At 67.1% G+C, this 14,444-nt stretch carries 12 protein-coding genes; 8 read left to right on the plus strand and 4 right to left on the minus strand.

Annotated elements, in window-relative coordinates:
• Nucleotides 1-117 precede the first annotated feature (117 nt).
• The 8 genes from BRX43_RS09720 (at nt 118) to BRX43_RS09755 (ending at nt 8,977) form a co-directional block, all read left to right on the plus strand.
• Nucleotides 118-1,356 (plus strand): type III PLP-dependent enzyme, encoded by a 1,239-nt coding sequence (locus BRX43_RS09720; RefSeq protein ID WP_125994665.1) that lies wholly within the window; start codon nt 118-120, stop codon nt 1,354-1,356.
• 191 nt (nt 1,357-1,547) lie between these two features.
• Nucleotides 1,548-2,600, plus strand: a complete 1,053-nt coding sequence (locus tag BRX43_RS09725; protein WP_125994666.1) for a deoxyhypusine synthase — start codon at nt 1,548-1,550, stop codon at nt 2,598-2,600.
• A gap of 316 nt (nt 2,601-2,916) precedes the next feature.
• Nucleotides 2,917-4,050, plus strand: a complete 1,134-nt coding sequence (locus tag BRX43_RS09730) for a helix-turn-helix transcriptional regulator (protein ID WP_125994667.1) — start codon at nt 2,917-2,919, stop codon at nt 4,048-4,050.
• A 250-nt stretch (nt 4,051-4,300) separates the two neighbouring features.
• Nucleotides 4,301-5,779 carry a hypothetical protein gene (locus BRX43_RS09735; protein WP_125994668.1) on the plus strand — a complete coding sequence of 493 codons (1,479 nt, stop codon included), beginning with the start codon at nt 4,301-4,303 and terminating at the stop codon, nt 5,777-5,779.
• Between the two features lie 81 nt (nt 5,780-5,860).
• On the plus strand, nt 5,861-6,217 hold the full coding sequence (locus BRX43_RS09740) for a hypothetical protein (RefSeq protein ID WP_125994669.1): 357 nt from the start codon (nt 5,861-5,863) through the stop codon (nt 6,215-6,217).
• Nucleotides 6,214-6,924: a C39 family peptidase gene (locus tag BRX43_RS09745; protein ID WP_125994670.1), complete on the plus strand. Its 711-nt coding sequence runs from the start codon at nt 6,214-6,216 to the stop codon at nt 6,922-6,924. The genes BRX43_RS09740 and BRX43_RS09745 overlap by 4 nt, the downstream gene beginning before the upstream one ends.
• A 2-nt stretch (nt 6,925-6,926) precedes the next feature.
• A complete protein-coding gene (locus BRX43_RS09750; RefSeq protein ID WP_125994671.1) occupies nt 6,927-7,649 on the plus strand; it encodes a hypothetical protein in 723 nt (240 codons plus the stop codon).
• Entirely contained in the window at nt 7,646-8,977 is a 1,332-nt protein-coding gene (locus BRX43_RS09755; RefSeq protein ID WP_125994672.1) for a transporter, read from the plus strand. The genes BRX43_RS09750 and BRX43_RS09755 overlap by 4 nt, the downstream gene beginning before the upstream one ends.
• A gap of 1 nt (nt 8,978) precedes the next feature.
• Here BRX43_RS09755 and BRX43_RS09760 read toward each other — a convergent pair whose 3' ends face one another.
• From BRX43_RS09760 to BRX43_RS09775, 4 genes are all read right to left on the minus strand, one after another.
• Nucleotides 8,979-9,242 (minus strand): hypothetical protein, encoded by a 264-nt coding sequence (locus BRX43_RS09760; RefSeq protein WP_125994673.1) that lies wholly within the window; start codon nt 9,240-9,242, stop codon nt 8,979-8,981.
• 71 nt (nt 9,243-9,313) lie between these two features.
• The gene (locus BRX43_RS09765) at nt 9,314-11,143 is read right to left on the minus strand and encodes a glycoside hydrolase family 15 protein (RefSeq protein ID WP_125994674.1); all 1,830 of its coding nucleotides are present in this window, start codon (nt 11,141-11,143) and stop codon (nt 9,314-9,316) included.
• Nucleotides 11,136-11,945 carry an SDR family oxidoreductase gene (locus BRX43_RS09770; protein WP_125994675.1) on the minus strand — a complete coding sequence of 270 codons (810 nt, stop codon included), beginning with the start codon at nt 11,943-11,945 and terminating at the stop codon, nt 11,136-11,138. The genes BRX43_RS09765 and BRX43_RS09770 overlap by 8 nt, the downstream gene beginning before the upstream one ends.
• Before the next feature lie 213 nt (nt 11,946-12,158).
• Complete coding sequence (locus BRX43_RS09775) at nt 12,159-14,258, minus strand: bifunctional (p)ppGpp synthetase/guanosine-3',5'-bis(diphosphate) 3'-pyrophosphohydrolase (protein ID WP_125994676.1); 2,100 nt, start codon at nt 14,256-14,258, stop codon at nt 12,159-12,161.
• Nucleotides 14,259-14,444: the final 186 nt, after the last annotated feature.

Raw genomic sequence — 14,444 nt, forward strand, 5'->3', positions numbered from 1 at the left:
AACCCTTTACATGTGGGGTCGGCGACCATAGATCGCGCCTCCGCTGCCCCATGGGACTTCCAACCGCAAGGCAGCTTTTGTCACCGTATGCCGTAAGGCAATTGGAGGTCCCTTGAGTTGCACAAGCATCATAGCGCGCTGGGGCTAGCGGCCCGTACGACCGCCGTTTCCTCCGTCATGGAGCGCGGCATCGATATCGCCAAGCGGAAGCCGGTCGAACCGGTCACGCTCGTTCGTCCCCATGCCGCGGCACGGGCCGCCCGATTCTTCGTCGAGAAGTTTCCGGGCCGGTCGATGTATGCGGTCAAGGCGAATCCGTCTCCCGATCTGCTCCGTATCCTGTGGGACAACGGCATCACCTTCTACGACACGGCGTCGATCGCCGAGGTGCGTCTGGTGAAGTCGACCCTGCCGGAGGCGACCTGCTGCTTCATGCACCCGGTCAAGTCCGAGGAAGCGATCGCCGAGGCGTATTTCGTCCATGGGGTGCGGACCTTTTCCCTCGACAGCATGGAAGAGCTGGCGAAGATCGTCCGTGGCACCGATGGCGCCACCGACCTGACGCTGTGCGTGCGGATGCGCGTATCCTCCGAATATGCCAAGCTCAGCCTCGGCTCGAAGTTCGGCGTCGATCCGTCGGAGGCGACGGAACTGCTGATGGCGACCCGCCAGGTCGCCGACGCGCTCGGCATCTGCTTCCATGTCGGCAGCCAGACCATGTCACCCGACGCGTACAGCAACGCGATGGAGCGGGTGCGCGCGGCGATCGTGACGGCGGCGGTCACCGTCGACGTGATCGATGTCGGCGGCGGCTTCCCCTCGGCCTATCCGGGCATGACCCCGCCGCCGCTGGAGCGTTTCTTCGAGACGATCCACCGGGCGTTCGAGAGCCTGCCGGTGTCCTATTCGGCCGAGCTGTGGGCGGAACCGGGTCGGGCGCTGTGCGCCGAATACAGCTCGGTCGTGGTGCGCGTCGAGCGTCGCCGGGGCGATGAGCTGTTCATCAACGACGGCGCCTACGGCACGCTGTTCGATGCGGCGCATATCGGCTGGAAATATCCGGTGCAGCTCCTGCGCAAGCCGGAGTCGGACGCGCGCGACATGGACTTCAGCTTCTGGGGTCCGACCTGCGACGATCTGGACTATATGAAGGGTCCGTTCCCGTTGCCGGCCGACACCAATACGGGCGACTATTTCGAGATCGGGATGCTCGGTGCCTATGGCGTCGCGATGCGGACCGGTTTCAACGGCTTCGGCACCGGCGAGACCGTCGTCACCGACGACGAGCCGATGCTGTCGGTCTATGCGGCGCCGGCCGAGATGACCGCCCGCGCCAGCAACGTCGTCAAGCTGTAACTCGATCACCCTATCCCGCCCTTCCCCCCTTCCGCCCCGGCGGAAGGGGGTCGGGGTGGCATTGCGGCATCGGCCGCGCTACCGCGCCGATACCGTTCACCAACCCCGTTCGCGAGTTCGTCGCGAGCGGTTCTTCCCGGGTTCCCGCGTCCCCTTAACGACGACGGCTTCTCGATGATGATGGAACCATCATGACCGACTCTCCGATCAACGACACCCGCAAGGCCGAGCTGCTTTCGACCCAGGTCGAGCATATCGACATCACGTCTTTCGACGCGCGCCCGATCGTCGATGCGATGAAGAAGATGAGCTTCACCAGCCGCGACCTGGGCCGCGCCACCGACATCTACAACCAGATGCTGGCGGACAAGGACTGCTCGATCTTCCTGGTGATCGCCGGCTCGACCTCCGCCGGCGGCTGCATGGACCTCTATGCCGAGCTGGTGCGCAACAACATGGTCGACGGCATCGTCGCGACCGGCGCGTCGATCGTCGACATGGATTTCTTCGAGGGCCTGGGCCACAAGCATTATCAGGCGCTGGAGGTGCCGGACGACGACACGCTGCGCTCGCTGTACATCGACCGCATCTACGACACCTATATCGACGAGGAGCAGCTTCAGGATTGCGACTTCACGATCAACAAGATCGCGAACGAGCTGGAGCCGCGCGCCTATTCCAGCCGCGAGTTCATCCGCGCGATGGGCAAGTATCTGGTCGAGCACGGCAAGAAGGAGAACAGCCTGGTCAAGCTCGCCTATGAGCATGACGTGCCGATCTTCTGCCCGGCGTTCGTCGACTCCTCGGCCGGCTTCGGCCTGGTCAAGCACCAGGTCGACCAGGCCAAGGCAGGCAAGCCGTACCTGATGATCGACGCGGTCGCCGATTTCCGCGAGCTGACCGAGATCAAGATCCAGGCGGGCACCACCGGCCTGCTGATGATCGGCGGCGGCGTGCCCAAGAACTTCATCCAGGACACGGTCGTCTGCGCCGAGATCCTGGGCCATGAGGACGTGCAGGTGCATAAATATGCGGTGCAGATCACCGTCGCCGACGTGCGCGACGGCGCTTGCTCCTCCTCGACGCTGCAGGAAGCGGCGAGCTGGGGCAAGGTGAACACCGGCATCGAGCAGATGGTGTTCGCGGAGGCCGGTTCGGTGATGCCGCTGCTGGCGTCCGACGCCTATCATCGCGGCCTTTGGAAGGACCGTCCCGTCCGCAAGTGGGGCGCCATCTTCGGCTGATCCCGCCCGCCCCACCGGCGTGCACTTCGCGCCCCCGCCGCTCGACCAGCGGCGGGGGCGCTTTGCGTTGCAGGACTGGTGCGCGACCGACCCGTTATTTTGAGCGGAGCAAAGCAAGGACGATTCTTGGCCATGAAGACGACTGAGCGTCAGCATCTTCCCCGATCAGACCATTATGAATAAATATTTAGGATACTTCACTTAAGTTACGGATCGGACCTAAGTTTCTGAGGCATAAGGTGACTGGCGAACGATATCGGGCTTGACCCGGAACCGCCACGCATCCGGGGCAGGGTGCGACGAACAGGAGGGTTTGATGCTTGGCAGCGACTCGGATCTCGCCGACCCCATCTTGCTGGCGCCCCGTCCGCCCGCCGCGGACCGCGCGCCCGAACAGCGCGACACGCTCGACCGTTTCCTCGACGGCATCTGCCGCACGGTCGGGGCGCTCGCCGGATGCCTGATCCCGCATGACGACCGCGCGATGGGCGCGATCATCCGTCCCTGCGGCTTCACCGCCCGCAACGACGAGGCGCGCGCCGCCCTGCGTGTGCTGCTGCGCGTCGAGGTGGAGCTGTCGCGACGCGGCTATGGCTGGGTGCGCGATGCGGGGGCGCCCGACTATCGCGGCCTGGCGGTGGAGACGCCGATGCAGCATGGCGCGGGGCATTTGCTGCTGCTCTTCGCGCGCGACCAGCTCGAGGAGGACGAGGTGATCGTCCAGGTGCTGGCGCTGGCCCCCGGCCTCGGCGCGATGGCGGGCGCGATGCACGAGGTCACGGTCGACCTGGCACTGGCCGAACGCCGGCATCGCGCGCTGGCGGCGGCGCTGCGGCAAAGCGAATGCGGCACCATCTTGGTCCGCGCCGACCATAGCGTACTGTACGCCAACCCCGCCGCGCAGACCATCCTGGACGAGGCAGACGGAATGGAACTGCGCCGGAACCTGTTGCGCCCCGAACGCTACCAGGACGTGGTCCGCTTCCAGGCCGCGCTCGACGCGGTGATCGCGCCGCCGATCCATGCCAGGTCGGGCCGCAGCCGCAGCCTGATGATGCTGCTGGAGCGCAGCGGCGCGCAGCGACCGTTGATCGCGGTGATCGCGCCGACCGGCTGCACCTCGGGCGACGAACTGGAAGGCTTCGACCAGGGCGAGGCGGCGGCGATCGTCTATCTGATGCGGCCCGAATGCCGCGCGGCGCAGGGGCTGGAGGCGATCTGCCACCTGCACGGCCTGTCGCCGGTCGAGACGCAATTGGTGTCGCATCTGGTCAGCGGCCTGCCGCTGGGCGAAACCGCCGCGCAGATGCGGATCAAGCCGGACACCGCGCGCACCTATCTGAAACAGGTCTTCGCCAAGACCGATACGCATCGGCAGAGCGACCTGCTGCAATTGATGCTGCGCTATCAACGCGCCGTGCGTGGCGACTTCCACTTCGAATCGGCCTGATCGCCCCATTACTGGGTAATTCATCCGACGGCCGCAGCGTCCGCGCTGCGGCCGTTCGCGCATCTGCGCCAAAGCCCGCCTCCCCGATTGGGGGGAGCGATTTTCCTCAATCGGGCGTGCGATTTTCCTCGGGTGGAGGGGGCGGCACGCGAACATGAACATCTAGTTAACCATCGTTCCAATGGGACGGGCGATGCATCCTCGCAAAAGGGGGACACCGCTTCTTGATCCGCAAGAGAGGATAACGGGGATGAAAACGAGCCTGATCATCAGCACGTCGGTCGCAGCGCTGCTCGCCGCCACCGCATCCGTCGCCAGCGCGCAGGACGGCAACAACTCCGCCGGCACCGCCGCCGCCCGCGACGGCAGCCTTGCCACCGGCGACATCGCCGATTCGGGCAACATCGTCACGACCGACAGTTCGAACCGCTCAATCAACGACAGCAACAATCCGATCACCACGGTGAACACCGACAATTCGGTCGCGGACAGCTACAACAGCGCCTCCACCTCCACCACCAACACGACGAACAACAGCGACTCGTCGTCGACCGTGGGCGACGTGTCGACGGCGAGCAACAGTTCGACGAACGACAGCTATAATGGCGGCAATACGAGCAACATGACCTCGGTCGCCGACAGCTATAACGGTGGCAACACCGCGACCAACACCAGCACCACCACCAACAGCGACTCGTCCTCGACGGTCGGCGACATCGCCACCAACAGCTCGACCAACGACAGCTACAATGGCGGCAACACCGCAACCAACACGGCGCAGACCGACAACACCAACAACTCGGTCAACGACAGCTACAATGGCGGCAACACGATGACCGACAACACGTCGAACACGTCGGTCGCCGACAGCAACAATGGCGGTAACAGCTCGACCGTCAACACCACCAACACCTCGGTGGCGGACAGCAACAATGGCGGCAACACCGCCACCAACACCAGCTATGCCTCCACCTCCAACACCAGCACGACGACCAACACCGACTCGTCGTCGACGGTGGGCGACATCGCCACCAACAGCTCGACCAATGACAGCAACAACGGTGGCAACACCTCGATCGCCGACAGCCAGAACTCGAACAGCTCGACGAACGACAGCAATAACGGCGGCAATACGTCGATCGCCGACAGCCAGAATTCGAACAGCTCGACCAACAGCAGCTATAACGGCGGCAACACCAGCGACAGCTACAACACCGCCACCAACACCACGACCAACAACAACAACCAGACCTACAACACCGATGCGTCGACCAACGACAGCGGCAACACCAGCAACGTCGCCTATAACAACCAGACCTACAACACCGACTCGTCGAGCAGCGACAGCAGCGATTCGTCGGTGAACAACAGCAACAACACGACGACGACGAACAACAACAACCAGACCTACAACACCGACAATTCGTCGCTGGCCTATACCACGACGACGACGGAGACGGCCGGCGACTCGACCGTGTCGCCCAGCAGCACGTTCGCCGACAGCGCGGTGGTCGCCAGTGCGGCGCTGTCCAACTATGTCAGCGGCGTGAAGGTCAGCTTCGCGGGCTCGGCCGGCGAATCCAGCACCACGGACAACAGCCTGACGACGGGCGCCACGGCGTTCCAGAACTTCGCCGGGATGCAGGCGCTCAACCTCAACACCGGGGCCGGCGCGTCGCAGAACGCCAATGTCAGCGTGGCGGTCACCGCGGGCGACATCGTCCGCTGATCGTCCTGACGGGGCGGGCCGATGACAGGGGCGGCCCGCCCCCCTTTTTCGTCAAGTCCTTGTCCAACAGAGGGGATCGTCATGCGTCGCATCATCCGCGCCGCGGGACTGGCCATCGGCCTCACCGCCGCGCCCGTCCTGGCCCAGGGGCAAGAGCCGCAGCAGGACGCCGCCTTCCTGCAAGGCAGCGCGCTCAGCGAGAGCGATCTCGGCGCCATCGCCGGTCGCGAGGATCGCGGCACCCTGATCGCCCAGGCCGACCAGCGCAACACCGTCCAGAACAACTCGGTCACCGGCAATTCGGTCACCGGCACCGTCACCATCGATGGGCAGGCCTTTTCCAACCTTTCGGGGCTGGCGGTGATCAGCGCCAATAGCGGCAACAATGTCGCGATCAATTCGGCGATGAACGTCGTCATCAACCTGGGCCCGCAATGAGGGCTGGCCGCGCCCTGACGATGCTGGCCCTGAGCCTGGGCGCGGGCGGCTGCGCGGCGCAGATCCGGCCCGCCGACCCGCGCTTCGCCGCCGCGTCCGGCCCGATCGCCGACTATCAGGTGCCGGTCGCATCGATGCTGGCGCGCAAGTTCGCCACCGTCGTCCGCCAGCAATATGATTTCAGCTGCGGATCGGCCGCACTCGCGACGTTGCTGCGCTATCATTACGGCCTGCCCCGGTCGGAGACGGATGTGTTCACCGGCATGTGGCGGCAGGGCGACCAGGCGCAGATCCGCCGCGTCGGCTTCTCGCTGCTCGACATGAAACGCTATCTGGCCGACCATCAGCTTCGCGCCGACGGCTACAAGGTCACGCTGGACGCGATCGCGGGGCGGAAGCTGCCCGGCATCGCGCTGATCACCGTCAAGGGCTATCGGCATTTCGTCGTGGTGAAGGGGATCACCGCCGACCAGGTGCTGCTCGGCGACCCGTCGCTGGGGCTGAAGGCAGTGCCGCGCGCGCAGTTCCAGGCGATGTGGAACGGCATCTATTTCGTGCTGACCTCCGCCCCGCAGGTCGGGAGCAGCAATTTCAACGGCCCGCGCCAGTGGCAGCCGATCGCCCGCGCGCCGGTCGGCCAGCCCTTTCTCGATCCGCTGAGCGTGCAGGCGCTGACGCTGAGCGCGCCCTTCTACCGGGATTTCTGACCATGGTCCGCCCGTTCCTGCTCTGCGCCCTGTTCGCCCTCGCCGCCGCGCCGCTCTCCGCGCAGGAGCTGGGCGAACCCCTGGCCGATGCGGAACTGGCGGAGATGACCGGCAAGTTCATCCTGCCGGGAGGCGGCGCGCTGGCGCTGTCGGTGACCAGCGACACGATGCTCAACGGCGCGCTGGTGCTGCGCACCGTGCTCACCGTCGATCAGGGATCGAGCGTGCAGGTCTTTGGCCGGGCCGGTGGTGCCGCCGCGCCGATGGGCACGACCGCCGCGACGGTCCACGCCGTCCCGGCGCTGACCCAAGGCGCATCGGTGCTGTTCGACCGCCGGTCGGGCGCGCAGATCACGCCGCCCACGGTCAGCACGATCCGCATCGGCGGCACCGGCGCGGCCGGTGCGGGCGCGGCGGAACTGGGCCTGACGCCGATCACGGTCGCGGCGGGCGGAGCGGCGGTGCGGACGCCGGACGGGCTGGTGTCGGTCACCACCCTGCCCAACGGCACGCAGGTGTCGCTGGCCGGCGACCAGATCGGCATCGCCCATCTGGTCGGCCCCTCGGTCGCGACCGCCATCCTGAACTCCGGCAATGACAGGACAATCGATACGGTTACAACGATCGGCATCGACCTGCACGACGCCGCCGCTCTGGCGATGGGATCGGCGGCGATGAAGGTCGACGCGCTGGCGGCGGATGCTTCGAGGGGGATGGTGCGTTGACGGCAAGCGGTGGATATTGGGGCGCGGCGCTGATCGTCGCGACGACGCTGACCTTTCCTGCCGCCCAGGCCCAGACGCGCACCACCGGGCTCCAGGCCGAACTGGCGCAGGCCCGGGCGGAGATCGCCGCGCAACGCCGCCAGATCGAGCAGCAGGAGGCGCGGCTGAGGGCGCTGGAAGCCCGGATGGGCGCGCTCGCCGCCGCGCCCGCCGGGCCGCCGCCGCCCGCCGCCCAGCCTCCCTCGGCGGTCGCGCAGGCCAGCGCCGCCGCCACGCCGGGCGATCCGGCCACGATGGTCAGCGCCGTCCCCGCCACCCCGGTGGAGAGCGTCGGCGCCCGCCCGGTCGAGCGCGACCGCCCGCCCGAGGTCGCGGTGCTGGGCAGCGAGGGCAGCGTCGTCACCCGCAAGGGGCAGCTGACCGGCGAGCTCCAGTTCGACTATGCCCGCGCCGACCGCAACCGCGCGCTGTTCCGCGGCATCGAGATCGTCGAATCGGTGCTGGTCGGCGAGTTCAACATCAACGAAAGCCGCCAGGACATCATCACCGGATCGGCCGCCCTGCGTTATGGCCTGACCGACCGGCTGGAACTGGGCGTCCGCCTGCCCTTCGTGCAGCGCTGGGACACGTCGGTGCTGGTGCCGGTGCAGGGCAGCACCAACAACGACGCCGCGCGCGAGATCGACAGTTCGACGAGCGGCAACGGCATCGGCGATATCGAGATGTCCGCGCGCTACCAAATCCTGACCGGGCGGCGCGGCCTGCCCTATGTGGTCGGCAACCTCCAGGTCGTGGCGCCCACCGGCAGCGATCCGTTCAGCATCCGCCGCCTTGCGACCGGCGAGGCGACCAAGGCGGCGACCGGCGCGGGCTTCTGGGGCGTGTCGCCCAGCGTCACCGCGATCCTGCCCAGCGACCCGGCGGTGCTGTTCGGCACGATCGGTTATACCCGCAATTTCGGCCGCCATGTCGATACGGTGATCACGCCGGTGCGGATCAACTATGTGAAGCCGGGCGACGCGCTGTCGTTCAGCGCGGGCATCGGCATCGCGCTCAACGAGCGGACCTCGATCAACCTGGGCTATGCGCATACCTGGGCGTTCGGCACGCGCACCCGCACCTCGCTGATCGAACCCGGCCCGATGGACCCCGACTTCGTCGAGAGCACCTCGCGCGATTTGCAACTCGGCCGGCTGTTGTTCGGCGTGACCTATCGCGCGACCGACCGGGCGAGCATCAACTGGTCGGTCGAAGTCGGCGCAACCGACGATGCGGCCGATGTGCGCAGCGTGCTGCGCCTGCCGCTGATCCTGATCATGCCGAAGTGATTCAGCGCGTCCGTCGCCGCAGCATCAGGTACAGGCCCAGCACCAGCCCGGCCGCCCCGACGATGGTTAGCGAATCGCGCTGCTGCATCAGCGCCACCACCGGATACCAGCCCGCCGGCCCGGCCATGTCGACCGGCATCGTCCAGGCGAACAGGATGATGCCGACGCCGAGCCCGGTCAGGAACAGCCCGAGATGCCGCCCGGTCCGCGCCAGCGGCGGCATCCGGTCCGGCGGCGGGGAGGATCGAGGATCGGGAGGCGTCATCGTCGAACCTTTCGATGAAAATGGCGATCGGCGAGGTAACGCATGGCCCGACTTCAACGTTCAACCCGGCGTCACGGCTGCCACTCGCCGCCATTGGGGCTGTCCAGCCGCCGGTCCAGGAAATGCGCCGCGCTGATGAAGGCGAGGTGCGTCAGCGCCTGGGGGAAATTGCCCAGCGGCAGGCCGCGCACGTCCAGTTCCTCGGAAAAGAGGCCGAGGTGATTGGCATAGGCCAGCCCCTTCTCCATCACCACCTGCGCCTCGCTCAGCCGTCCGGCACGAGCCAGACACTCGACATACCAGAAGGTGCAGGTGGTGAACGCGCCCTCGCCTCCCTCCAGCCCGTCATCGTTGCGATAGCGATAGATCATGCCGTCATCGGCGAGTTCGCGCTTGATCGCATCCAGCGTCGCCAGCCAGACCGGATCGGTGGCGGAGACGAAGCGGACCAGCGGCATCATCAGCAACGCCGCGTCCAGATGCGTGCCATGCTCGTCCTGGACGAAATAGCCATGTTCCGGATGGCGGAAATTGTCCCACAGGTCGCGTGCGATCCGGTCGCGCAACCGCGTCCAGCGGGTCAGCGGCACCGGCAGCGACCGCTTGCGCGCCAGCCGCAGCGCCCGGTCCACCGCCACCCAGCACATCAGCCGCGAATGGGTCAGGTGACGCTCGGCGCCCCGCAGCTCCCAGATGCCGGCATCCTTGTCGCGCCAATGCTTGCGGACATGCTCGACCATCGCGGTGATCTGCTCCCAGCTCGCATGGCTGGACGCGCTGGCATATCGGTTGGAGAGATAGACGCTGTCGAGCAGCTCGCCGAAGATATCGAGCTGGCTCTGGTGGCGCGCGGCATTGCCGATCCGCACCGGCTGCGACCGGGCGTAGCCGGCGAGATGGTCGAGCACCGCCTCATCCTCCGCCAGCCCGCCGTCCAGCGCATACATGACGTGGAGGTGGCCGGGCCGGTCGTCATCGATCGCCAGCTTGCTCATCCAGCGGCGGAAATGCTCCGCCTCCTCGACATAGCCCAGGCGCAGAAAGGCATAGACGGTGAAGGACGCGTCGCGAATCCAGGTGGCGCGATAATCCCAGTTGCGCTCCGCCCCCGTCGCCTCGGGCAGGCCGAAGGTCGCGGCGGCGGCGATCGAGCCGTGGCGGTGCGAGGTGAGCAGCTTGAGCGCCAGGGCCGAGCGCATCACCTGCTCGCGCCAGCGGCCGCGATAGGTGGATTTGCGCGACCAGCCGTGCCACGCGTCGATCGTCCGCGCGATGGCATGCTCGACCTGATCGGCGTCCGGCACCGGCTGGTGCGCCTCGCCCAGCACGATATGCGCGGTCTCGCCGCAGCGGAGCGTGAAGCGGGCGGTCGCCTCCCCGTCGCCGACGGTCAGCGGCACCGAGGCGGACAGGCGCATCGCCTGCCCGTCGGGCAGCGCGATGACGAGGCCCGGATCATCGGCGCGCACCTCCGGTACGGTGCGCGCATAATCGGGCCGGGGGCGGCAGCGCATCGTGAAGGTCACGGTGCCGCGCGTCACCTCGATCCGGCGGATCAGCGCGCAATGCACCGCGCCATGCACCTCCGGATGCGGCATCAGGTCGGTCAGTTCGGCGCTGCCGTCCTCCGCCAGCCAGCGCGTGACCAGGACGTTGGTGTCGGGATGGTAGAATTGCAGCGTCCGCGCCTCCGTCAGCTCGGGCGCGAGCATGAACTCGCCGCCCGTGTCGGGATCGAGCAGCGCGGCGAAGATCGTCGGGCTGTCGAGATGCGGCCAGCAGAGGAAGTCGATCGTGCCGTCGCTGGCGACCAGGGCGGCGGTATCGAGATTGCCGACGATGCCATGTTCGCCGATCGTCCGCCCCGGCACCGGGTTGGGCGGCGCCCCATCCTTACCCATTGTCGCGAAAGCCGGGATAGAGCGTCATGCCGCCATCGACATAGAGGGTGGTGCCGGTGACATAATCGGCCGCGTCGGACACCAGCCAGGCGGCGGCCTCGGCGACGTCCTGCGTCTCGCCGATCCGGCCATAGGGGATCAGTTTCAGCAGTTCGTCGCGCTTGGCGGGATCGCGCCACACATCCTCGTTGATCGGCGTGGCGATCGCCCCCGGCGACAGCGCATTGACGCGGATATGGTCGGCCGCGACCTCCTGCGCCAGCGTCTTGACCATCATCGCGACGCCGCCTTTCGATGCCGCGTAATTGACGTGTCCGGCCCAGGGGATCACGTCGTGCACCGACGACATCGACAGGATCGCCCCGGCGGCGCGGAACGGCCGCCCCGCGTCCGGCTGACGGCGGAAATGGCGGATCGCCTCGCGGCAGCAGAGGAACTGCCCGGTCAGGTCGATGTCGATCACCGCCTGCCAGTCGGCCAGCGACAGCTCGGCGACCGGCGCATCCTTCTGCGCCCCCGAATTGGCGACCAGAATGTCGACGCGGCCGAAGCTCTCGACCGTCCGGTCGAACAGCGATGCGACATCCGCCTCCTTCGACACGTCGGCCCGCACCGCGACGGCGCGACCGCCGGCGGCACGGATCTCCTCCACCAGCGCCTCGGCCGGCTCGGCCTGCGAATGATAGTTGATGGTGACGGCGGCGCCCGCCAACCCCAGGCGGCGCGCCACGGCCTGGCCGATTCCCGAACTGGCGCCGGTCACGATGGCGACGGGACCATGGCCCCCGTTTGTGTCAGTCATGCCGCGGAAGACGCGCGACCCCGTCCTGCCGTTCCCGGACGCGGGGCCGAGGCGGGGTCAACGCAGACACGGTAGCGGGGCACGAAGGACCGCTTGGTCGGTATCCCAGCCGGGTGGAGGGAGGCTCATGACGACCGCCCCGAAGGTCCGCCCGGCCCCGTCTCCTGTGGCGGCGGCGCGACGCGTCCCTCGCCCAAAGGACCCTCCCCGCGCCTAGACCCGCTCGACCGCATTGACCGAGTCCACCGCGCGCAGCGCCGCGATCAGGCGCATCAGTTGCTGCACGTCATGCACCTCGACGTCGATCAGGTTGGTGTGGAAGCGGCTGTCGCGCGTGTCGAGGCGCAGGTTGATGATGTTCGCCTTGTGCTGCCCGATCACCGTCGCCAGCACGCCGAGCGCGCCGGGTTCGTTCCGGACCGTCACCGAGATCCGCGCGACCGCGCCCTCGGTCGCGTCGCCCCAGGAGACGTCGACCCAGTCGGTTTCCTCCTCGGACCGGTCGGCCAGTTCGGTCAGCACCGCGCAGTCGATCGCATGGACCTCGATCCCCGCATCCGGCCGGCGCAGGCCGACGATGCGGTCGCCCGGCACCGGGTGGCAGCAATGCGCCAGTTCATAGGCCACGCTCGGCTTCAACCCCTTGATCGAGATCGTGCCCGATTGCGGCGGCAGCGCCGCGACGTCGGCCCCCGCCGAACCCGGCATCAGCGCCTCCATCACCGCCGCATCGGACAGGGTCCGCCGGGCGATCGCGACCATCAGCGCCGCTTCGTCGGGCAGCTTTAGCCGCTTCAGAGCATGGCCCAGCGCGTCCGCGCCGATCTGCGCCGGCAGGCGGCCGACGATATCGTCATAGAGCTGGCGGCCGAGCGCCAGCTGCTCGGCCCGCTCGGTCTGGCGCATGTGACGGCGGACCGCCGCCTGCGCCTTGCCGGTGACCGCGACCGACAGCCAGGCGGGTTGCGGCGTCTGCCCGGCCGAGCGCAGGATCTGGACCTGGTCGCCATTCTCGATCACCGTCGACAGCGGCACGACCCGGCCGTTGATCTTCGCGCCGACCGACTGGTCGCCCAGATCGGTATGCACCGCATAGGCGAAGTCGATCGGCGTCGCGCCCTTGGGCAGCTGGATCAGCTCGCCCTTGGGGGTGAAGGCGAAGATGCGATCCTGGTACATCGCCATCTTGGTATGTTCGAGCAGTTCCTCGGGACTGTCGGCGGTGTCGAGGATCTCGACCAGGTCGCGAATCCAGCTCACCTGCGCGTCGTGGCGGCTCGACTGCTTGTAGGTCCAGTGCGCGGCCAGCCCGAAATCCGCCTCGGCATGCATGGCCGGCGTGCGGATCTGGATCTCGACGCGGTTCTGGTCGCTGGTGATGATCGTGGTGTGCAGCGAGCGATAGCCGTTGCGCTTGGGCGTCGAGATATAATCCTTGAACCGCCCCGGCACCATCGGCCAGCGGCGATGGATGACGCCCAGCGCGCGGTAGCAGTCCTCCTCCGTCGGCACGATCGCGCGGAACGCCATCACGTCGGACAATTGCTCGAAGCTGATGTGCCGCTCGGCCATCTTGCGCCAGATCGAATAGGGATGTTTCTCGCGGCCGGTCACCTCCGCCTCGATGCCGGCGCGCGACAGCAGGAGCTTCAGGCCGGACGCGATGCGCGCGATCCGGTCGCCGCCGCCGATCTTGAGCTGCTCCAGCCGGCGCTGGATGCTCTCATAGGCCTCCGGCTCGATCTGCTGGAAGGCGAGCGTCTGCATCTCCTTCATGAACTCGTACATGCCCACGCGCTCGGCGAGCGGGGCGTAGATGTCCATCGTCTCCTTGGCGATGCGCCGCCGCTTCTCCGGCTTGGCGATGTGGTGCAGCGTGCGCATGTTGTGCAGCCGGTCGGCCAGCTTGACCAGCAGCACGCGGATATCGTCCGACATGGCGAGCAGGAACTTGCGGAGATTCTCCGCCGCGCGTTCGTTCTCGGTCTGGGCCTCGATCTTCGACAGCTTGGTGACGCCGTCGACCAGCCGTGCGACGTTCGACCCGAACAGGCGCGTGATCTCCTCGGGCGTGGCGACCGTATCCTCGATCGTGTCGTGGAGGATCGCGGTGGCGATCGTCTCGTCGTCCAGGCGCAGGTCGGTCAGGATGCCCGCCACCTCGATCGGGTGGCTGAAATAGGGATCGCCGCTGGCCCGCTTCTGGCTGCCATGGGCATGCATCGAAAAGACATAGGCGCGGTTCAGCAGCGCCTCGTCGGCGTCCGGATCATATTCCAGGACACGGTCCACCAGTTCATATTGCCGCAGCACGGCATATCAATGGCGCGGACACCCGCCGCTTTGCAAGTGGCTTGGTCGCGCAGCGCGCGGAAAATGGGCGGTTTTGGCTACGGCCGGAGCGGTGATGCGAAAAAAAGGGGGCCAACAAATGTATCGTGAACCCAGATATTTGTGCTCCTATAAGCCAACAATGACGATTTTGGGCTATCGGCCTGA

Origin of the sequence: Sphingomonas sp. S-NIH.Pt15_0812, from assembly GCF_003951315.1 — a bacterium.
Lineage (GTDB): Bacteria > Pseudomonadota > Alphaproteobacteria > Sphingomonadales > Sphingomonadaceae > Sphingomonas.